This is a genomic window from Aeromonas sp. R6-1, assembly GCF_040908165.1.
Lineage (GTDB): Bacteria > Pseudomonadota > Gammaproteobacteria > Enterobacterales > Aeromonadaceae > Aeromonas > Aeromonas caviae.
This window is the reverse complement of the sequence record NZ_JBFODF010000026.1, coordinates 167,248-186,573: the sequence shown is the minus strand read 5'-3', so window position 1 is coordinate 186,573 and position 19,326 is coordinate 167,248. Positions and strand designations below refer to the sequence as shown.

The 19,326-nt window shown below is 60.8% G+C and carries 16 protein-coding genes and 6 tRNA genes; 14 read left to right on the top strand and 8 right to left on the bottom strand.

The features are described 5' to 3' along the window. Positions 1-258: 258 nt before the first annotated feature. Positions 259-666 (bottom strand): Spy/CpxP family protein refolding chaperone, encoded by a 408-nt coding sequence (locus tag AB5Y68_RS07385; protein ID WP_039040926.1) that lies wholly within the window; start codon positions 664-666, stop codon positions 259-261. Between the two features lie 199 nt (positions 667-865). On the opposite strand from AB5Y68_RS07385, the gene pncC reads away from it, so the two are divergent. The 3 genes from pncC to AB5Y68_RS07370 all read left to right on the top strand — a co-directional run bounded on the left by pncC (position 866) and on the right by AB5Y68_RS07370 (position 3,050). Beyond that, positions 866-1,357: a nicotinamide-nucleotide amidase gene (gene pncC, locus AB5Y68_RS07380; protein WP_029313644.1), complete on the top strand. Its 492-nt coding sequence runs from the start codon at positions 866-868 to the stop codon at positions 1,355-1,357. Positions 1,358-1,437: 80 nt separating this feature from the next. Continuing rightward, positions 1,438-2,502 (top strand): recombinase RecA, encoded by a 1,065-nt coding sequence (gene recA, locus AB5Y68_RS07375; protein WP_010672819.1) that lies wholly within the window; start codon positions 1,438-1,440, stop codon positions 2,500-2,502. A gap of 41 nt (positions 2,503-2,543) precedes the next feature. Further along, positions 2,544-3,050 (top strand): regulatory protein RecX, encoded by a 507-nt coding sequence (locus tag AB5Y68_RS07370; protein WP_039040925.1) that lies wholly within the window; start codon positions 2,544-2,546, stop codon positions 3,048-3,050. Positions 3,051-3,071: 21 nt separating this feature from the next. Here AB5Y68_RS07370 and AB5Y68_RS07365 read toward each other — a convergent pair whose 3' ends face one another. Beyond that, on the bottom strand, positions 3,072-3,239 hold the full coding sequence (locus AB5Y68_RS07365) for a hypothetical protein (protein WP_200164269.1): 168 nt from the start codon (positions 3,237-3,239) through the stop codon (positions 3,072-3,074). 83 nt (positions 3,240-3,322) lie between these two features. On the opposite strand from AB5Y68_RS07365, the gene alaS reads away from it, so the two are divergent. The 9 genes from alaS to AB5Y68_RS07320 all read left to right on the top strand — a co-directional run bounded on the left by alaS (position 3,323) and on the right by AB5Y68_RS07320 (position 8,360). Further along, on the top strand, positions 3,323-5,947 hold the full coding sequence (alaS, locus tag AB5Y68_RS07360; protein WP_039040924.1) for an alanine--tRNA ligase: 2,625 nt from the start codon (positions 3,323-3,325) through the stop codon (positions 5,945-5,947). A 16-nt stretch (positions 5,948-5,963) separates the two neighbouring features. Further along, positions 5,964-7,211 (top strand): aspartate kinase, encoded by a 1,248-nt coding sequence (locus AB5Y68_RS07355; protein ID WP_010672822.1) that lies wholly within the window; start codon positions 5,964-5,966, stop codon positions 7,209-7,211. Positions 7,212-7,304: 93 nt separating this feature from the next. Continuing rightward, positions 7,305-7,493, top strand: a complete 189-nt coding sequence (gene csrA / locus AB5Y68_RS07350; protein WP_005315760.1) for a carbon storage regulator CsrA — start codon at positions 7,305-7,307, stop codon at positions 7,491-7,493. Positions 7,494-7,705: 212 nt separating this feature from the next. Continuing rightward, a tRNA-Ser gene (locus tag AB5Y68_RS07345) sits at positions 7,706-7,798 on the top strand. Positions 7,799-7,802: 4 nt separating this feature from the next. Continuing rightward, a tRNA-Arg gene (locus AB5Y68_RS07340) sits at positions 7,803-7,879 on the top strand. A gap of 94 nt (positions 7,880-7,973) precedes the next feature. After that, a tRNA-Arg gene (locus AB5Y68_RS07335) sits at positions 7,974-8,050 on the top strand. A gap of 25 nt (positions 8,051-8,075) precedes the next feature. Then, positions 8,076-8,152: transfer RNA gene (locus AB5Y68_RS07330), tRNA-Arg, on the top strand. Positions 8,153-8,179: 27 nt separating this feature from the next. Next, positions 8,180-8,256: transfer RNA gene (locus AB5Y68_RS07325), tRNA-Arg, on the top strand. A 27-nt stretch (positions 8,257-8,283) separates the two neighbouring features. Continuing rightward, a tRNA-Arg gene (locus AB5Y68_RS07320) sits at positions 8,284-8,360 on the top strand. A 325-nt stretch (positions 8,361-8,685) separates the two neighbouring features. Here the strand turns inward: AB5Y68_RS07320 and pbpG are convergent. The 6 genes from pbpG to pepA form a co-directional block, all read right to left on the bottom strand. Continuing rightward, entirely contained in the window at positions 8,686-9,513 is an 828-nt protein-coding gene (gene pbpG, locus AB5Y68_RS07315; protein ID WP_029313722.1) for a D-alanyl-D-alanine endopeptidase, read from the bottom strand. A gap of 136 nt (positions 9,514-9,649) precedes the next feature. Continuing rightward, positions 9,650-10,315 carry a DedA family protein gene (locus AB5Y68_RS07310; protein ID WP_039040923.1) on the bottom strand — a complete coding sequence of 222 codons (666 nt, stop codon included), beginning with the start codon at positions 10,313-10,315 and terminating at the stop codon, positions 9,650-9,652. An 18-nt stretch (positions 10,316-10,333) separates the two neighbouring features. Then, positions 10,334-11,626: a hemolysin family protein gene (locus AB5Y68_RS07305; protein WP_029313724.1), complete on the bottom strand. Its 1,293-nt coding sequence runs from the start codon at positions 11,624-11,626 to the stop codon at positions 10,334-10,336. A 207-nt stretch (positions 11,627-11,833) separates the two neighbouring features. Then, positions 11,834-14,698 carry a valine--tRNA ligase gene (locus AB5Y68_RS07300; protein WP_039040922.1) on the bottom strand — a complete coding sequence of 955 codons (2,865 nt, stop codon included), beginning with the start codon at positions 14,696-14,698 and terminating at the stop codon, positions 11,834-11,836. 65 nt (positions 14,699-14,763) lie between these two features. Continuing rightward, positions 14,764-15,219: a DNA polymerase III subunit chi gene (locus AB5Y68_RS07295; RefSeq protein WP_010672959.1), complete on the bottom strand. Its 456-nt coding sequence runs from the start codon at positions 15,217-15,219 to the stop codon at positions 14,764-14,766. A 169-nt stretch (positions 15,220-15,388) separates the two neighbouring features. After that, positions 15,389-16,900 (bottom strand): leucyl aminopeptidase, encoded by a 1,512-nt coding sequence (gene pepA, locus AB5Y68_RS07290; RefSeq protein ID WP_010672960.1) that lies wholly within the window; start codon positions 16,898-16,900, stop codon positions 15,389-15,391. Between the two features lie 172 nt (positions 16,901-17,072). Between pepA and lptF the strand changes: the two genes are divergently transcribed. Both lptF and lptG read left to right on the top strand, forming a co-directional pair. Continuing rightward, positions 17,073-18,185: an LPS export ABC transporter permease LptF gene (gene lptF, locus AB5Y68_RS07285; protein WP_029313726.1), complete on the top strand. Its 1,113-nt coding sequence runs from the start codon at positions 17,073-17,075 to the stop codon at positions 18,183-18,185. Between the two features lie 25 nt (positions 18,186-18,210). Continuing rightward, positions 18,211-19,281: an LPS export ABC transporter permease LptG gene (gene lptG / locus AB5Y68_RS07280; protein WP_010672962.1), complete on the top strand. Its 1,071-nt coding sequence runs from the start codon at positions 18,211-18,213 to the stop codon at positions 19,279-19,281. Positions 19,282-19,326: the final 45 nt, after the last annotated feature.

Genomic DNA, 19,326 nt, shown 5'->3' with positions numbered 1-19,326 from the left:
ATTCCAGAAGGTGCTCTTGCGGGCAAACGTCTGCCGTCATGGGTCTGAATCTGGGGGCCATTCTACATGCTCGAGGCAAGATGGTGAGGAGGAATCTCCGTCTTGGGGGCAAAGCTGGCGTCCCGTCGCGGATCTGTGCATCCGGCTGATGCTGACCAGAGTGGCCTGGGGGGAGCCTGGCCGAGAAGAGGCAAGGGGGAGGAGAAATAGCATCCCCGCACGGATGCGGGGATGGGAGAGACGGGGAGAGTGTCGCCCTCAGTACATGGCTTCGTCGCCGCTCAGCATCTCGTGCAGTTTGGCTTTCTGCTCGGGCGTCAGCACCCGGCTCACCTCGAAGAGGTAGTGGGCGCGATGGTAGCGGGCCTCGGCCTGTACGTCGCTGATGGTCTGCAACTGCTTTCTCGCCGCCACTTCATCCCATTTGCCGGACTTGATCATGTTGACGATGACGTCCTGGCCGATTGCGTCGAGCTTGATTGAGCCCAGCTCCCTGGTGGCCTGCTCGCGCAGCCCCTTGATCTGCTCCACCTGGGCGCTGGAGAGGTTCAGCTCCTGGGCCAGGGAGGTCTCGCTCTGCAGCTCGGCGGTGCCCTCGGTGGCAAAGGCATGGGTGGCGATACACATTGCGAGGGCTGTCATGGCGACGTTGAACGGATGCTTCATCCGGCTTTCTCCTTGGTCTGATGGGATGGAAACCGCATGCATGGCGGTGTTGGAACATGATAACGAGCAGCCATGTACTGGAGCTTAAGCGACGACAACTTGCTGACGCAGTGGCCCCGGGGTCGGTTGCCCGAGGAGCGGGGCAACTGCATAATGAGCGCCATATTTCGCCTGGAAGAGGCCGGAAGAGGACGCGATGATGGGACTTGAAGCAGAGATCTCCCGCTTATCCCGGGAATTGGGCGAGGCACTGCTGGCCAGAGGCTGGCTGGCCGCCACGGCGGAATCCTGCACCGGCGGCGGGGTTGCCACTGCCATCACGGATACTGCCGGCAGCTCTGCCTGGTTCGATCGCGGTTTCGTGACCTACACCAACGAAGCCAAACAGCAGATGCTCGGCGTCAGCATCGACAGCCTGTTGCGCCACGGCGCCGTCAGCGAACCCGTGGTGCTGGAGATGACCCGGGGCTGCCTGGCCCGCTCCGATGCGGGTATCTGCGTGGCCATCAGCGGTATCGCCGGGCCTGGTGGTGGCAGCGAGGAGAAACCGGTCGGCACTGTCTGGTTTGCCTGGGCAGATCGTACCGGTCGTCACCACTCCCTGCTTGCCCGTTTCGATGGGGATCGCCATCAGGTGCGCCAGCAGGCGGTCAGACAGGCCTTGTCCGGACTCCTGGCACTGCTCAAATAAATTGGGCTTGATACTGTATGCATAAACAGTATACTTAGCCCAACTTCACTTCTTACTCACGATTCCCAGCGGAGATTGGCATGGATCAGAACAAACAGAAGGCACTGGCGGCTGCGCTGGGCCAGATCGAAAAGCAGTTTGGCAAAGGCTCCATCATGCGTCTGGGCGACAGCAAGACCATGGATATCGAAGCCATCTCCACCGGCTCTCTCTCTCTGGACGTGGCGCTGGGGATCGGTGGTCTGCCGTGCGGTCGTATCGTCGAGATCTACGGTCCGGAATCGTCCGGTAAAACTACGCTGACCCTGCAGGTGATCGCCGAAGCCCAGAAGAAGGGCAAAACCTGTGCCTTCGTCGATGCGGAGCACGCACTTGATCCTATCTATGCCGCCAAGCTGGGCGTCAACGTCGACGACCTGCTCATCTCCCAGCCGGATACCGGTGAACAGGCACTGGAGATTTGCGACATGCTGGTGCGCTCCAATGCCGTCGACGTCATCATCGTCGACTCCGTGGCGGCCCTGACCCCGAAAGCGGAAATCGAAGGCGAAATGGGTGACTCCCACGTCGGCCTGCAGGCCCGACTGATGTCCCAGGCGCTGCGTAAATTGACCGCCAACATCAAGAACGCCAACTGCCTGTGCATCTTCATCAACCAGATCCGGATGAAGATTGGCGTCATGTTCGGCAGCCCGGAGACCACCACCGGTGGTAACGCTCTGAAGTTTTACGCCTCCGTGCGCCTGGACATCCGTCGTACCGGCGCCATCAAGGAAGGGGACGAGGTGGTCGGCAACGAAACCCGCGTCAAGGTCGTCAAGAACAAGGTGGCGCCACCCTTCAAGCAGGCTGAGTTCCAGATCTTCTATGGTGCCGGTATCTCCAAGGAGGGCGAGCTGGTGGATCTCGGCGTCAAGCACAAGCTGATCGACAAGGCGGGGGCCTGGTACAGCTACAACGGCGAAAAGATCGGCCAGGGCAAAGCCAACGTGATGAAGCTCTTCTCCGAAAACAAGGCACTGGCTGCCGAGGTGGAAGTGAAGCTGCGCGAGCTGCTGCTCTCCGGCGCTGCGCCGGTGGAAGAGAAGGCCACGGCTGCAGAATACGACGAGTTTGAAGCCGAAAACGAACAAGAGTTCGAATAAGGAATGAGGAAAGGCCGGGTTGATACCCGGCCTTGTTGTTTATGGTGGATGAATCAGTGAACGAAACGGGCGAGCCCGTCGAATTGACCTTTGAAGAGCTGGTCGCCGCCGCCCGCGCCTACGCCATGCGCAGTCTGGCCCGTCGCGAAAGTGCGGAGTCCGAGCTGGCCAGACGCCTGCGTCAGAAGGGATTCGAGGAGGAGGTGGTCGCCGTTGTACTCGACCATTGCCGTGGCTATGGCTGGGTCAATGACGATCGTTACGGTGCCATGGCGGTGCGTGCTGGTGCGGCCAAAGGCCATGGTCCGCTCAGGATCCGCTTCGACCTGCGCCGCAAGGGGCTGGATGACACCCAGATCGAGGCGGCCCTGGATCAACCCGAGCTTGATTGGTTCGAACTGGCGCTTGCGTTGTTGTCGCGTCGGGCAAAGGCGACCGACCTTGCCGACTTCAAACTGCGCATGAAGTGGCTCAAATATCTGATGGGGCGTGGTTTTACCCAGGAACAAGCCCGTTACGCCCTCTCAGCCATGCAAGGTGAGCAATAGTGGCGCGCCGAGGTTGAACACCTATAGCAACTGGCGTGCGGTGCGGCTGGTGGGGAATATCAGCCCTTCGCCGGGTCTGTCGATGGCGGCCCTGTGGTCGAGCGAGGCATCCTGAAGCCGCCCTGTTGTGACGTCCTTGCGGGTGCTGCTGCCAAACGCTGGCCCCTTGGGGGCTATTTCACCCGCCAAGGGTCCCCACGTTTTACTTTACCTTGCAGAAAACTTACATTAATGCGGTTAAAAGTCCGTATTCGAATCAAGCAGGATTTTCCATGTACATGTCCACGTCAGAGATTCGCGCTGCGTTTCTCGAGTATTTCCGCACCCAGGGGCACCAGGTTGTCTCTTCCAGCTCGCTGGTACCGCACAACGATCCGACCCTGCTGTTCACCAACGCAGGGATGAACCAGTTCAAGGACGTGTTCCTTGGCGCCGACAAGCGTGCCTATCACCGTGCCACCACGGCCCAGCGTTGCGTGCGGGCTGGCGGCAAGCACAATGACCTGGAAAACGTCGGCTATACCGCCCGTCACCATACCTTCTTCGAGATGCTGGGCAACTTCAGCTTCGGTGACTACTTCAAACAGGACGCCATCCGGTTTGCATGGGAATTCCTGACCGGTACCCTCAAGCTGCCCAAAGAGCGCCTGCTGGTGACCGTCTACGCGACTGACGACGAAGCCTTCGACATCTGGGAAAAAGAGGTCGGCGTGCCGGCCGATCGCATCGTGCGCATCGGTGACAACAAGGGTGCTCCTTATGCATCCGACAACTTCTGGGCCATGGGCGATACCGGCCCATGCGGTCCCTGCACCGAGATCTTCTACGACCACGGCGATCACATCTGGGGTGGCCCTCCCGGTTCACCGGAAGAGGATGGCGACCGCTTCATCGAGATCTGGAACGTGGTCTTCATGCAGTTCAACCGTCAGGCTGACGGCACCATGGAGCCGCTGCCCCGTCCGTCCGTGGATACCGGCATGGGTCTGGAGCGGATCTCCGCCATCATGCAGGGGGTGCACTCCAACTATGAGATCGACATCTTTCAGGCGTTGATCAAGAAGGCGGCCGAGATTGTCGGCACCACGGATCTGAGCAACCAGTCCCTGCGCGTCATCGCGGACCACATCCGTTCCTGCGCCTTCCTGGTGGCTGACGGTGTCATGCCCTCCAATGAAGGTCGCGGCTACGTGCTGCGCCGCATCATCCGCCGCGCCGTGCGTCACGGCCGCAAGCTGGGTGCTACCGACGTCTTCTTCTACAAGCTGGCTGCCGAGCTGGCCGTGCAGATGAAGGATGTGGCGGCAGAACTGATCGCCCAGCTGCCGCTGGTCGAGCGAGTGCTGCGCATCGAGGAGGAGCAGTTCGTCCGCACGCTGGACAGAGGTCTGCTGCTGCTGGAAGACGTCCTGGCCAACCTCGGTGATGCCAAGGTTATCCCGGGTGAAGTGGTGTTCAAGCTCTATGACACTTACGGCTTCCCGGCCGACCTGACCGCCGATGTGGTGCGCGAGCGCGAGATCGGCATCGACGAAGAGGGCTTCAAGGCCGAGATGGAGAAGCAGCGCGCCCGCGCGAAAGAGGCTTCCAGTTTCGGCGTGAACTACAACGACGTGCTGAAGCTCGATTTCGAGACCCCCTTTACCGGTTACAAACAGCTGGGCCAGAACACCCAGGTGGTCGGTATCTACAAGGATGGTGTCGAGGTCAATGGCCTTATCGCCGGTGAAGAGGCAGTGATCGTGCTGGCGGAGACCCCCTTCTATGCGGAGTCCGGCGGTCAGGTGGGTGACAGCGGCATCCTCAAGGTGGATGACGGCATCTTCGCCGTCACCGACACCCAGAAAGCGGGCAAGGCGATCATCCACAAGGGCTATCTGGAACTGGGTACCCTGGAGAAGGGTGCCGAGGTCGAGGCCGTGGTCGATGGCGACCGTCGTCAGGCCATCGCCCTTAACCACTCCGTGACTCACCTGCTGCACGCGGCCTTGCGCCAGGCGCTGGGTGAGCACGTGACCCAGAAAGGATCCCTGGTGGGCGCCGAGCGCATGCGCTTCGACTTCTCCCACTTCGAAGGGCTGACCATGGCGACCATTCGCCGGATCGAGGAGCTCGTCAACGCCCAGATCCGTGCCAACCACGAGGTGGCCACCCAGCTGATGGGGCTGGAAGAGGCCAAGTCAGCCGGTGCCATGGCGCTGTTTGGCGAGAAATATGAAGACGATGTGCGTGTGGTACGCATGGGCGACTACTCCACCGAGCTGTGCGGCGGTACTCATGCCAAGCGCACCGGTGACATCGGCTTCTTCAAGATCATCGCCGAGAGCGGCATCGCGGCTGGCGTGCGCCGTATCGAAGCGGTCACCGGCAAGAGCGCCATCGATCTGATGCACCAGCTGGGTGAACAGATCGAAGAGGCTGCCGCGTTGGTGAAGGGCGATCAGTTCTCCATCGCCGACAAGGTTCGTCAGGTACTGGACAAGGCCAAGATGATGGAGCGCGAGCTGGAACAGCTCAAGGCCAAGCTGGCGGCGCAGGCGGGTAACGACCTGCTGAGCCAGGTCATCGACATCAATGGCCAGAAGGTGCTGGTTGCCGCCCTGGAAGGGGTCGACCCCAAATCCCTGCGCGGCATGCTGGACGAGCTGAAGAACCAGATGAAATCCGGTGTCGTGCTGCTGGCAACCAGCAGTGATGGCAAGGTCAACCTGATCGCGGGCGTGACCAATGACCTGACCGGCAAAGTCAAAGCTGGTGAGCTGGTCAATCTGGTGGCCCAGCAGGTGGGTGGCAAGGGCGGTGGTCGTCCCGACATGGCACAGGCGGGTGGTACCCAGCCTGAGGCGGTGCCGGCGGCGCTGCAATCCGTTCACTCCTGGCTGGAAGAGCGCCTGTAAGCGGGCGAGGTGATCTGTGGCACTCTATGTACAGAAGTACGGTGGCACCTCGGTCGGCACGCTGGAGCGGATCGAGGCAGTTGCTGAGCGGGTTCAACTGACCCGTGCCCAGGGACATGACGTGGTGGTGGTGGTCTCCGCCATGTCGGGCGAAACCAACCGGTTGCTGGGCATGGCCCAGCAGCTGGACCAGGATGCCAACCGGCGCGAGATGGATGTGCTGATCTCCACCGGTGAGCAGGTCACCATTGCGTTGCTGGCGATTGCGCTCAACAAGCGCGGTTGCCCCGCAGTCTCGATGACCGGTGATCAGGTCCGCATCCACACCGACTCCGCCTATGGCAAGGCGCGCATCACCCGTATCGACACCGAGCAGGTGGAAGCCGCACTCGGTGCCGGCAAGGTGGTGGTGATCGCCGGTTTCCAGGGGCGCGATGAGCACAATGCCATCACTACCCTGGGCCGAGGGGGTTCGGATACCACCGCGGTGGCCGTGGCTGCGGCCATCAAGGCCGATGAGTGCCAGATCTTTACCGATGTGGACGGGGTGTATACCACGGATCCGCGCATCGAGCCCAAGGCGCGTCGCCTCGATACCATCACCTTCGAGGAGATGCTCGAGATGGCGAGTCTCGGAGCCAAGGTGTTGCAGATCCGTTCGGTCGAGTTCGCGGGCAAGTACCGCGTGCCGCTAAGGGTGCTGTCGAGTTTCGTCGACGGAGAGGGAACCTTAATCACATATGGAGGTGAGAGGATGGAAGCACCCCTGGTATCCGGCATTGCGTTCAATCGCAACGAGGCCAGCCTGACCATTCTGGGTGTGCCGGACAGGCCGACCGTGGCCGCGCAGATCCTGAATCCGATCAGCGACGCCAACATAGATGTCGACATGATAGTGCAGAACACCATGGGGGATGGTACCGCCGACTTCACCTTCACGGTGAATCGCGATGATTATCGCCGGGCCCGCGCCTTGCTGGAGGAGACCGCCAGCGAGCTGGGGGCCGCCTGCGTGCAGGGCAACGGAGAGATCGCCAAGGTCTCCATCGTCGGGGTCGGCATGTGGAATCATCCTGGTGTAGCGCGCACCATGTTCAAGGTATTGGGTGAGGAAGGGATCAACATGCAGCTGATCTCCACCTCTGAAATCAAGATATCCGTGGTGATTGACGAGAAGTACCTGGAGCTGGCCGTGCGTTCGTTGCACTCGGCGTTCGGGTTGGATCAAGAGCCCCATGAGCAGCCCTTGGGAAACAATCCCTGATTGATTTAGTTTCAACCATTTACCATATCGGTATCTTTGTAAGATAATGGCGCATATCGATATAAATACAAAACAGGATACAGGAGCAAGCGAATGCTTATTTTGACTCGTCGTGTAGGGGAAACCCTGATGATTGGTGACGAAGTAACCGTTACCGTACTGGGCGTAAAAGGGAACCAGGTTCGTATCGGTGTGAATGCACCGAAAGAGGTTTCCGTACACCGCGAAGAGATCTACATGCGGATACAGGCCGAGAAAGTCCCGGGCCAACCGAATTTCTAAGCCATTTCATGGCTGCCTGAAGGCGACATCCCGGATGTCGCCTTTTGTTTTTCAGGGGCCTGCAAATCGGCCTGCAGAGCGCGAAACAACTGGGTAAGTGTCGATATTGCTTGAATATTCCACTCTTTGGCCAAATGCTGAGCGAACGCTCTGTTTTCTCCAAAAAAGTGTTTGACTAAAAATCCCTGTGAAGTATTATCAGCCCCGCAAACGGAGAGGTGGCCGAGAGGCTGAAGGCGCTCCCCTGCTAAGGGAGTATGCGGCTTATACCCGCATCGGGGGTTCGAATCCCCCCTTCTCCGCCATTTTGCGCCCGTAGCTCAGCTGGATAGAGTACCTGGCTACGAACCAGGTGGTCAGAGGTTCGAATCCTCTCGGGCGCACCATATTTGACTCTTGGAGTCATGTGTTGACCATCAGCAAGTCGGCACTAAAGAAGGCTTACTGTTGAGTAAGCTTTTTTTATCGTTTGAAAACAGGGCGCCCGTAGCTCAGCTGGATAGAGTACCTGGCTACGAACCAGGTGGTCAGAGGTTCGAATCCTCTCGGGCGCACCATTTCAAGCAATACAATGATTTATGAGCGCCCGTAGCTCAGCTGGATAGAGTACCTGGCTACGAACCAGGTGGTCAGAGGTTCGAATCCTCTCGGGCGCACCATGTTTCAAGCAGTGCAACAATTTATGAGCGCCCGTAGCTCAGCTGGATAGAGTACCTGGCTACGAACCAGGTGGTCAGAGGTTCGAATCCTCTCGGGCGCACCATATTTCAAGCAGTGCAACAAGTTGTGAGCGCCCGTAGCTCAGCTGGATAGAGTACCTGGCTACGAACCAGGTGGTCAGAGGTTCGAATCCTCTCGGGCGCACCATACAGACAGCCTCGACGTCAGTCGGGGCTGTTTTTTTATGGGCGATATCCTCCTCCCCATCATGGGGTTGTCTCTCTCGTGTTTTTCTCCCTGACGCTCCCACGGGGGACTGTTCCCCCTTGCTGCACGTGCCCCCGGGTAACCACTCTCGACGGGTCTTGCCTGGCAGGCTGCTGATGCATCCCGTGGCCGTGCCTGTGGGCCTGGGTACCCTTACCATACGCACTATGCTGTGAGGGGCTGGCGCTCTCTGGCGGCTTGCTGAGGCGTTTGGCGGGCAATAAAAAGGATGCCGCGGCATCCTTTCATGTCTTCGTGGAGAGAATCAGCTTTTCAGCCACTTGCGGATGCGGTTGGCATCCCCGACAGGGGTGCGTTTGCCCACCGAGTTGAGCAGTACGATGGCGAGCTCCTGACGATCCGGTTTGGCACGCATCAGCAGGCAGCGGCCCGCTTCGTCGGTATAGCCTGTCTTGGAGAGGCGTACATCCCAGTCCGGGTTCTTCACCAGCGGGTTGGTATTGTTGAACATCAGGCTGTAGGCCGGCTTGTGAAAGCGCATCTCCCTGCTGGTGTCCTGGGTGAATTCACGGATCAGCGGCTGTCGATAGGCCGCAGAGAGGAGCTTGGCCAGATCCTGGGCGGTGGAGACGTTGCGGGTGGAGAGACCGGTGGAGTCATAGTAGCGGGTGTTGCGCATGCCGAGCTGTCTGGCCTTGTTGTTCATGGCGCGGATGAAGGCCTGGCGACCCCCCGGGTAGTGGCGGGCAAGCGCCGAGGCCATGCGGTTCTCGGAGGACATCAGCGCCAGATGCAGGGCGTCGCGGCGGCTGACCTGGGTGCCCATGCGCACCCGTGAATAGGTGTGCTTGATGTTGTCCCTGTCGTTCTGATCGATGGTCAGGGTCTGATTGAGGTTCTGGCGGGCATCCAGCACCACCAGCGCCGTCATCAGCTTGGTGAGAGAGGCGATGGGGCGCACCCGGGTGGGGTTTTTCTGATACAGGGTCTTGCCGGTGTTGACGTCCATCACCAGGGCACTGCCCGATTTGAGCTGCAGCTTGGCCGGGTCGGGGGTCGCCAGGGCTGTCTGCGAACCCAGCAGTCCCATCAATCCACCTACCAGCGCGATTGCGCGAATCCAACACCCCATACAACCAACTCCATCCACAGCGAAAAAAGGCGCTAGATTCACTCATTTTTGCCCCTGCTTTACAAGAGCGAGCAGGGGGAATTCGCCACTATTTTCCATAAAAAAGGGCCGCCTGTGGGCGACCCTGTGGTTTGTCTCACTCTCTGGAGACGCCGGGCTTGCGTCTGCTCCACCAGCGCCAGACCAGAGCGATGAGGCCGCCCACCAGCAGCACGACCGGCAGGTAGATAATGACGCTGAGAAATTGGGACTCATACTGCGCGGCCAGCTTGGTGTGGCTCAGGTAGTAACCCAGCCCGACCAGGGGGCAGATCCACATGATGGAGCTGATCAGGTTGACCACCAGGAAGCGCCCCTGGGGGATCTCGTTGGCGCCGACGATATAGGGGTAGGCGGTACGCACGAAGGCGATGTAGCGGGCGGTGATCAGGGTGATGATGCCGTACTTGTTGAGCAGGTAGTGCACCTTCTCCTTGTGCTTGTCATCGAGATGGGACATCAGCCTGTGATACATCCGGGTGTGGCCGAGGAAACGCCCCTGCATGTAGCCAAGCCAGGTACCGACGAAGGTCGCCATGATCAGCAGCGGGACCACTGCCATCGGCAACACCCCCTGATAGATCAGCACGCCGGTCAGGATCAGCAGGGTATCCCCTGGCAGGAAGGCGGTGGGGATAAAGCCATTCTCGAGCACCAGGAAGGTCAGCAGGACGACATAGACCATGAAGACCATCTTGGGATCAGAGAGTGTCGCCAGATCCTGATGCATAAAGGCGTGAGCCAGGTGGTAAAACTGCTCCATACATGCAAACTCCGCAGGTTAGCTGGGTTGGTCGGTCAAGGGCATGGCAAGCACCTTGTCGATGCGCAGGCCGTCCATATCCACGATTTCCAGTTGCCACTGTTCCAGGGTGACCAGGTCTCCGGTCTGGGGAAGGCGGCCAAGGAGCAGCATGATAAGCCCTCCAAGGGTGTGATAGTGATGTTTTTCTTCTTCCGGCAGACGAACCAGCTCCAGACAGTCCTTCAATTCTGGCAGCGGAATGAGGCCGTCGAGCAGCCAGCTGCCGTCGGCGCGCTGGAAGGCCCAGTTGTCTTCCCCATCTTCCTGCTGGAAGTCGCCGGCCAGGGTTTCCAGCAGATCCTGCTGGGTGACCAGCCCCTGCAGCTCGCCATATTCGTCCACCACCAGCACCATGTGCTCGGAGTGGGTACGGAAGTGGTTGAGCAGCTCCAGGCCATTGAGGGTCTCCGGCAGCAGGCTGCCGTCCTGGGTCAGCGCCGCCAGATCGATGGGCTCTCCCTTGATGTAGGCGTGCAGCACCTTGCTGACGTTGAGGATGCCGACGAGATCCGACAGGCTGCCGTCACAGACAGGGAAGAAGCTGTGGCGATACTCCACCAGACGTTGGAGGTTCACTTCCAGCGGCAGTGACAGGTCCAGATAGCGGATGTCGCTGCGCGGCACCATCAGGGAGGCCAGGCTGCGTTCGTCGAGGCGGAACACGTTGCGCAACATAGTGTGCTCATGGTCCTCAATCACCCCCGCTTCGGAGCCCTCCACCAGCATGGCGTGGATCTCCTCCTGAGTGACGTTGTTGCTGCTGCGCTGATCGACCCGCAGCAGCCGCAGGCTGGCGTTGGTGGAGGCGGAGAGCAACCAGACGAAGGGACGGGTCAGGGTCGCCAGCCAGAGCATGGGGCGGGCTACCAGACAGGCAATGCGCTCGGCGCTGAGCTGTCCGAGGCGTTTGGGCACGAGCTCCCCTACCACGATGGAGAGATAGGTGACCAGCACGACCACGATGACGGTGGCGAGCAGGCTGCTGCTCTTGGGGGAGAGCCCCCACTCCTGCAGCCAGAGAGCGAAGGGCTGGGCCAGCAGGGACTCGCCATAGATACCGTTGAGCAGACCGATGCTGGTGATGCCGATCTGCACGGCGGAGAGGAAATGGGTCGGATCTTCCCCGAGCTTGAGGGCGATGGCGGCGGAGCGGCTCCCTTCGCTCGCCATTTTGGCGAGGCGTGCCTTGCGTGCCGTCACGATGGCGATTTCCGACATGGCGAAGACGCCATTGAGCAAAATCAATCCAAACAGGATCAATATTTCCATACTGCAGCAGCACTCCCGATAGAAAAGACCGCTGGCAGTGTAATGAATTTGCGGGCTCTGCGCTTGTGAAAGGAGGTGATTTGGCTCGTGAATTTTTGAATATCGCCCCGGCGGGAGGGATAAAACTGCGGGGCAGGAGAGGGAGAACTGAACCCATGACATGAAAAAGCCCCCGATAAACGGGGGCTTGTCATGTTGCGCTGTGGCTTAGAGCGCTGCGATCTCGGCCTGCTGGGCTTCCAGCTTGGTCAGCTGGAGACGGTAATCTTCCAGCTTCTCGCGCTCCTTGATGATGACCGCTTCCGGCGCCTTGGCGACGAAGGCTTCGTTGCCGAGCTTGCCTTCGATGCGGCCGCACTCGCCCACCAGACGGGCAACCTCTTTGGCCAGACGGGCCAGCTCGGCATCCTTGTCGATGAGACCAGCCATCGGGATCATCAGCTCGGTAGCACCGATCAATTTTTTGACCGACAGCGGGGCGGTTTCACCGTCCGCCAGTACGCGGATGGATTCCAGACGGGCCAGCGACTTGAGGAAGGCCTCGTTGCCCTGGGCGCGCTGGGCATCCTTGGCATCGCACTGGAGCAGCACGTTGAGGGGGACGCTCGGGGCCACGTTCATCTCGGCGCGGATGTTGCGGATGCTGACGATGAACTCCTTCACCCACTCCTGATCCGCCATCGCGGCGTCGTCCACCCTGGCGGCGTCGAATTCCGGGAAGGCCTGAATCATGATGGTGTCGGCGTGTACGCCGGCCAGCGGGGCGACCGATTTCCAGATGGTCTCGGTGATGAACGGGATGATCGGGTGAGCCAGGCGCAGCAGGGTCTCGAGGACGCTGACGAGGGTGTGGCGGGCAGCGCGCTGCTCGGCCTCGGAACCCTTGGTCAATACCGGCTTGGTCAGCTCCAGATACCAGTCACAGAACTGGTTCCAGATAAATTCGTACAAGACGCCTGCCGCGATGTCGAAGCGGTAGGTATCGAGGGCGGTACGGAAGTCCCGGATGGCCACTTGCAGCTGGGACTGGATCCAGCGATCCGCCAGGCTGAACTGCATCTCGCCACCATTCCCTTGCGAAGAGAAGCCGCAATCTTGATCTTCGGTGTTCATCAGCACATAGCGGGAGGCGTTCCACAGCTTGTTGCAGAAGTTGTTGTAGCCATCCAGGCGCTTCATGTCCCAGTTGATGTCACGACCGGTAGAGGCCAGCGCCGCAAGGGTGAAGCGCAGGGCGTCGGTGCCGTGGGCATTGATCCCTTCCGGGAACTGCTTGGCGGTGCGCTTGGCGATCTTCTCGGCCATCTGCGGCTGCATCATGTTGCCGGTGCGCTTCTCCAGCAGGTCTTCCAGGGAGATGCCATCGATCATGTCGAGGGGGTCCAGCACGTTGCCCTTGGACTTGGACATCTTCTGGCCTTCTTCGTCACGGATGAGGCCGGTGATGTAGACGGTCTTGAACGGGACTTGCGGCTGGCCGTTCTCGTCCTTGATGAAGTGCATGGTCATCATGATCATCCGGGCAATCCAGAAGAAGATGATGTCGAAGCCGCTCATCAGCACGTCGGTCGGGTGGAAGGTCTTGAGTGCCTCGGTGTTGTTCGGCCAGCCCAGGGTGGAGAAGGTCCACAGGGCGGAGCTGAACCAGGTGTCGAGCACGTCTTCGTCCTGACGCAGCACGGTCACGGACGGGATGCTGTGCTTGGCGCGCACTTCCTCTTCGTTGCGGCCCACGTAGACGTTGCCGGCATCGTCATACCAGGCCGGGATGCGGTGACCCCACCACAGCTGACGGGAGACGCACCAGTCCTGAATGTCGCGCATCCAGGAGAAGTACATGTTTTCGTACTGCTTCGGCACGAACTGGATGCGGCCATCTTCCACCGCCTCGATGGCGGTCTTGGCCATGGGGGCCACGCGCACGTACCACTGGTCGGTCAGCATGGGCTCGATGGGCACGCCGCCGCGATCGCCGTAAGGCTGTTGCAGCACATGATCCTTGATCTCGGCCAGGAGGCCCAGCTCGTCCAGCTTGGCGACGATGGCCTTGCGGGCGGCGAAGCGCTCCATCCCGGCGAACTCGGTCGGCAGGGCGGCGTCATAGGCGGTGCTGGGGTTGCCATTGGTATCGACCACTTCGGCCTCGGCACGCACGTGGGCGTCCAGGGTGAAGATGTTGATCATCGGCAGGTTGTGGCGCTTGCCCACTTCGTTGTCGTTGAAGTCGTGGGCCGGGGTGATCTTCACGCAGCCGGTGCCTTTCTCCATGTCGGCGTGTTCGTCGGCAACGATGGGGATCAGACGGTTCACCAGCGGCAGCAGGATGTGCTGGCCGATCAGCGCCTTGTAGCGGGGGTCTTCCGGGTTCACGGCCACGGCGGTATCACCCAGCATGGTTTCCGGACGGGTGGTGGCGACGATCAGGTGATCCTGGCCTTCGGCGGTCTTGGCGCCGTTGGCCAGCGGGTAGCGAAGGTGCCACATGTGGCCCTTGATCTCGCGGTTTTCCACTTCCAGGTCGGAGATGGCGGTGTTGAGCTTGGGATCCCAGTTCACCAGACGCTTGCCGCGGTACATCAGGCCGTCTTCGTACAGGCGCACGAACACTTCCTGGACGGCGGCGGAGAGGCCCTCATCCATGGTGAAGCGCTCGCGCTCCCAATCCACGGAGTCACCCAGACGGCGCATCTGACGGGTGATGGTGCCACCGGACTCTTCCTTCCACTGCCAGATCTTGTCGATGAAGGCTTCCCGGCCGTAATCGTGGCGGGTCTTGCCCTCTTCTGCGGCGATCTTGCGCTCAACCACCATCTGGGTGGCGATACCGGCGTGGTCGGTACCCGCCTGCCACAGGGTGTTCTTGCCCTGCATGCGGTTGTAGCGGATCAGGGTGTCCATCAGGGTCTGCTGGAAGGCGTGACCCATGTGCAGGCTGCCGGTGACGTTCGGCGGCGGGATCATGATGCAGAAGGAGTCTTTGCTGGTGTCGCCGTGGGGCTTGAAGTAACCCTGGGCTTCCCAGTGCTGATAGAGCGCCTGTTCGATGGCGTTGTGATTAAAAGTCTTTTCCATGGTCTCGCCGTATTCTGGATGGATGGAGTCTGGTGTTGATTCGTCGTGGATCGAGGGTGGCACAGTCAGGGCTGCGCCGGATCCGGTGCGGCAAGGACGGGCTGATCCCTCATCTCGAGGGTATGGCCCGCCTGGCGATAGTGCTTGTAGCGCTCGCGGGCTTGCTGCTTTTGCGTTTCGTCAGTGGGGACAAAATCTACCACTTGAGCGAAGTGTCCTGCAAACAAAGGTGTCTGCCGGGCCAGGTTGATGAGGCAGGCATAGCGCCGCCGTGGCGGCTGATGGCCTATCTCCACCGGAGCCTGACCGCTCTCCCCCTGCAACTGGTGCGGCACGAAGCGATCGGGCGGCAACTGCCACAACAGCTCGTCCAGACGCAGGGCCTGGGCCTCGTCCTCGCACAGCAGATAGAGGTGGCCTGCGCTCCAGCCATCGGCCGCAAGCTGGCAGGCGAGGCGCTCGACGGCGGAGGCATCCGCATCATCGGGCTGGCTCATCAGGTAAAAGGTCACTTGGCTCATCAGGTCGGTCCCGTTTGGCTGTGACGGACAGCGATTGGCCGTCTTCGGGAGCCGCGTCTGGCACGGACTTCCCGGATTCTCTCAATGAAACAAGGAAGAGGCAGGCCTCTTCCTTGTGATACAGGGTAACGCCTTCTCGCATCGCTCTTCGAGTCGATGGGGAAGGGGATCACTCCTTGTCTTCGACGTCCGCCACGCCGGCCCGGTTGAGCAGGAACTGGGTCAGCAGGGGCACAGGACGGCCGGTGGAGCCCTTCTCCTTGCCGCTCTTCCAGGCGGTCCCTGCGATATCCAGGTGGGCCCAGTTGTACTTCTTGGTGAAGCGCGACAGGAAGGCCGCGGCGGTGATGGTACCGGCCGGACGGCCACCGATGTTGGCCATGTCCGCGAACGGGCTTTCCAGCTGCTCCTGATACTCGTCGAACAGGGGCAGGCGCCAGGCGCGATCGCCGGCCTGTTCGGAGGCGTTGAGCAGCTCGTGGGCCAGGGGGTTGTGGTTCGCCAAGAGGCCAGAGGTATGGTGGCCCAGGGCGATGATGCAGGCACCGGTCAGGGTCGCCACATCGATCACGGTCTCGGGATCGTAGCGGTCCACATAGGTGAGGGCATCGCACAGCACCAGGCGGCCTTCGGCGTCGGTGTTGAGCACCTCGACGGTCTGGCCGGACATGGTAGTGAGGATGTCACCGGGGCGGTAGGCGTTGCCCCCCGGCATGTTCTCGCAGCCCGCCAGCACGCCGATGACGTTGATGGGCAGCTGCAACTGGGCCAGAGCGTGCATGGTGCCGAGCACGGAGGCGGCGCCACCCATGTCGTACTTCATCTCGTCCATGCCGTCTGCCGGCTTGATGGAGATGCCGCCGGAGTCGAAGGTCAGCCCCTTGCCCACCAGCACGATGGGCTTGGCGTCGGCGTTGCCCTTGTACTCGATGATGGCCATCATGGCTTCGTTCTCGGAGCCGCGGGCCACTGCGAGGTAGGAGTTCATGCCGAGCTCGGCCATCTCCTGCTCCCCCACCACCCTGGTGGTGATGTTGTCATAGGCATCCGCCAGACGGCGGGCCTGGGAGGCGAGGTAGGCGGGATTGCAGACGTTGGGCGGCATGTTCGCCACGTCGCGGCAGATGCGCACCCCTTTCGCCACGGCCAGGCCGTGGTTGATGGCGCGCTCGCCTATGGTCAGTTCCCGACGCGTCGGCACGTTGAAGACCAGCTTGCGCAACGGACGGCGCGGTTCGGCCTTGTTGGTCTTGAACTGATCGAAGCTGTAGAGGCCCGCCTTGGTGGTTTCCACCGCCTGACGCACCTTCCAGTAGGTATCCCGACCCTTGACGTGCAGCTCGGTCAGGAAGCAGACCGCTTCCATGGAGCCGGTTTCGTTCAGGGTGGTGATGGTCTTGTTGATGATCTGCTTGTACTGGCGCTCGTCGAGTTCGCGCTCCTTGCCGCACCCGACCAGCAGTACGCGCTCGCTGAGCACGCCCGGTACTTGATGCAGCAGCAGCATCTGGCCCGGTTTCCCTTCCAGGTCGCCACGGCGCAGCAGCGAGCTGAGGTAGCCGTCGCTGATCTTGTCCAGCTGTTCGGCAACCGGAGAGAGGCGGCGGGGCTCAAAAACGCCGACCACGACGCAGGCACTGCGTTGCTTCTCAGGACTGCCACTCTTTACACTGAACTCCATGGAATCTCCTACATCCTAAAGACAAAAGGCACCATTTATTGAATAATGCGGTGCTTGTTGGGGTATCAGAGGCGGAGCGAACAGTCACAGGCTCCGCAGTTCAAACTGGTAAAAATCCAATATAGGGCCCTATTTTTCAGGCATTCGACTAAAAACACAAGTTTACTTGGGAATGACTGTGATCGTTTTCCGATATTTGTTCAGGGAGACCCTGAAAACCCAGCTGGCGGTGCTGTTCGTGCTGCTGCTTATCTTCGTCAGCCAGCAATTTATCCAGATCATTGGCGATGCCGCCGATGGTGAGGTGCCGACGCGCCTGGTATCCACCCTCCTGCTGCTCAACCTGCCGAATATGGCGTTGTTGATGCTGCCTATCAGTCTGTTTTTAGCCATTCTGTTTGCTCACGGCCGTTTGTACGCGGAAAGCGAGATGACGGTGATGCACGCGGTGGGTTTCAGTCACCGTTTCATCATGGGCAGCGCCCTGGTGCTGGCCTTGCTGACCGCCGCCGTCGCGGCGTTCAACACCGGCTGGGTCGCCCCCCAGGCCAAGGAACGGGAGTACCAGGTGATCGACGAGTTCAAGGCCGATCCCGGTATCTCTTTCCTGCAGGCCGGCCGCTTCATGGAGCTCGACAAGGGGCGCCTGGTGGCCTACATCCAGGATCTGAACGACAAGGGGTCGGAGTTGCAGAAAATCTTCGTGCTGCAACGGGCCGAGGGTGGCTCACCCCCGTCAGTGGTGGTGGCCAACGAGGGGCAGGTGACCGCCGACAGCAACGGCTTGCAGTGGCTGACCCTGAAGGATGGCTCGCGCTACGAGGGGCATTTCACCGGCAAGCAGTTCCAGGTCTCGGAGTTCCGTGAATACAGCCTGGTGATCCGCCAGCAGGAGATGGAGCGATCCAACCGCAAGGCGGCGGCCAAGCCGACCCTGGCATTGCTTGGCACCCAGGACAATCAGCTGATGGCCGAATTGCAGTGGCGCCTGTCGCTGCCCCTCTCCATCCTGGTGCTCACCTTCCTGGTGGTGCCGATGGCGCGGGTCAATCCCCGTCAGGGGCGTTACGCCAAGCTGCTGCCGGCCATCCTGCTCTATCTTTCCTATTTCCTGCTGCTCAGTGCCGCCCGGTCGGCCATCGACAGCGGGCGTCTGCCCCACTGGCCCGGGATGTTCCTGGTGCCCCTGGTCTATCTGCTGCTGATAGGGTTGCCTCTCAACCTGCAGGGCACCAGCTGGTGGAACGGGGTCAAAGGGCAATTGTTCAAGAGAAAGTCAGCATGATGCTGCAACCTGGGAGTCTCTGCTGATGTTCGGCATTCTCGATAGATACATAGGCAGGGTCATCTTCATGTCGATCCTGCTGTGCGAGCTGACCCTGGTCGGGCTGGCCGCGCTCATCAAGTACGTGGAGCAGTTGAAGGCGGTCGGGGAAGGCAACTACGACATGCTCAACGCCCTCTACTACGTGCTGCTCTCCATGCCCAAGGAGGCGGTGCTCTTCTTCCCCCTGGCGGCCCTGCTCGGTGGCCTCATCGGTCTGGGCCAGCTCGCGACCAGCTCCGAGCTGGTGGTGATGCAGGCGGCGGGACGCTCCAAGATCAGCATCGTCATGGCGGCGCTCAAGACCGCCATTCCCCTGATGCTGCTGGTGGGGCTGATGGGCGAGTACGTCGCACCGGCCGCCAAGCGGATGGCGGATGACATCAAGGCGGGGGCCATGTCGGAAGGGCGGCTCACGGTCTCGGCCTACGGGGTCTGGGCACGGGATGGCAACAACTTCGTCAACATCAACGGGGTGCGCAACGATGGCGCCCTGACCGGCATCACCCTCTACCGCTTCACTCCGTCCCGCAATCTGATCGACGTGGTGCAGGCGAAGGAGGGGGTGTTCGAGGATCACCACTGGCTGCTGAAACAGGTGCACATCACCCGGTTTGACGATCCCACCCGGATCCAGGACGAAGAGCATGCCCAGATGGCCTGGCAATCCGAGCTGACCCCCAAGCAGCTCGGGGTGGTCAGCATCGATCCCGAGAACCTGCCCATCTCGGGGCTGCGGGACTACATCGGTTATCTGGATGCCAACAAGCAGGATGCCGGACGCTACAAGCTGGAGATGTGGCGCAAGCTGCTGTCACCGCTCTCCGTGGTGGCCATGATACTGCTCGCCTCCTCCTTCATCTTCGGCCCGCTGCGCTCGGTGAGCATGGGGGCGCGGATGCTGATGGGGATCATGACCGGCTTCGCGGTCTATGTGAGCGACAGGGTGTTCGGCCCGGTCAGCCTGGTCTATGCGGTCCCGCCCATCCTCGCGGCCATCGCACCCAGCCTGCTGTTTGGCGGCATCTCCTTCTATATCCTGAGCCGCAAGCAGTAGCGGCCTGAAGGACGGCGGGCTGCTGACAAAAGGCGGCTATTGCTC

Coding starts and splice junctions, on each gene's coding strand:
- AB5Y68_RS07385 (WP_039040926.1), bottom strand. CDS start 666: ATGAAGCATCCGTTCAACGTCGCCATGACAGCCCTCGCAATGTGTATC.
- pncC (WP_029313644.1), top strand. CDS start 866: ATGGGACTTGAAGCAGAGATCTCCCGCTTATCCCGGGAATTGGGCGAG.
- recA (WP_010672819.1), top strand. CDS start 1,438: ATGGATCAGAACAAACAGAAGGCACTGGCGGCTGCGCTGGGCCAGATC.
- AB5Y68_RS07370 (WP_039040925.1), top strand. CDS start 2,544: ATGGTGGATGAATCAGTGAACGAAACGGGCGAGCCCGTCGAATTGACC.
- alaS (WP_039040924.1), top strand. CDS start 3,323: ATGTACATGTCCACGTCAGAGATTCGCGCTGCGTTTCTCGAGTATTTC.
- csrA (WP_005315760.1), top strand. CDS start 7,305: ATGCTTATTTTGACTCGTCGTGTAGGGGAAACCCTGATGATTGGTGAC.
- pbpG (WP_029313722.1), bottom strand. CDS start 9,513: ATGGGGTGTTGGATTCGCGCAATCGCGCTGGTAGGTGGATTGATGGGA.
- AB5Y68_RS07310 (WP_039040923.1), bottom strand. CDS start 10,315: ATGGAGCAGTTTTACCACCTGGCTCACGCCTTTATGCATCAGGATCTG.
- AB5Y68_RS07305 (WP_029313724.1), bottom strand. CDS start 11,626: ATGGAAATATTGATCCTGTTTGGATTGATTTTGCTCAATGGCGTCTTC.
- AB5Y68_RS07300 (WP_039040922.1), bottom strand. CDS start 14,698: ATGGAAAAGACTTTTAATCACAACGCCATCGAACAGGCGCTCTATCAG.
- AB5Y68_RS07295 (WP_010672959.1), bottom strand. CDS start 15,219: ATGAGCCAAGTGACCTTTTACCTGATGAGCCAGCCCGATGATGCGGAT.
- pepA (WP_010672960.1), bottom strand. CDS start 16,900: ATGGAGTTCAGTGTAAAGAGTGGCAGTCCTGAGAAGCAACGCAGTGCC.
- lptF (WP_029313726.1), top strand. CDS start 17,073: ATGACTGTGATCGTTTTCCGATATTTGTTCAGGGAGACCCTGAAAACC.
- lptG (WP_010672962.1), top strand. CDS start 18,211: ATGTTCGGCATTCTCGATAGATACATAGGCAGGGTCATCTTCATGTCG.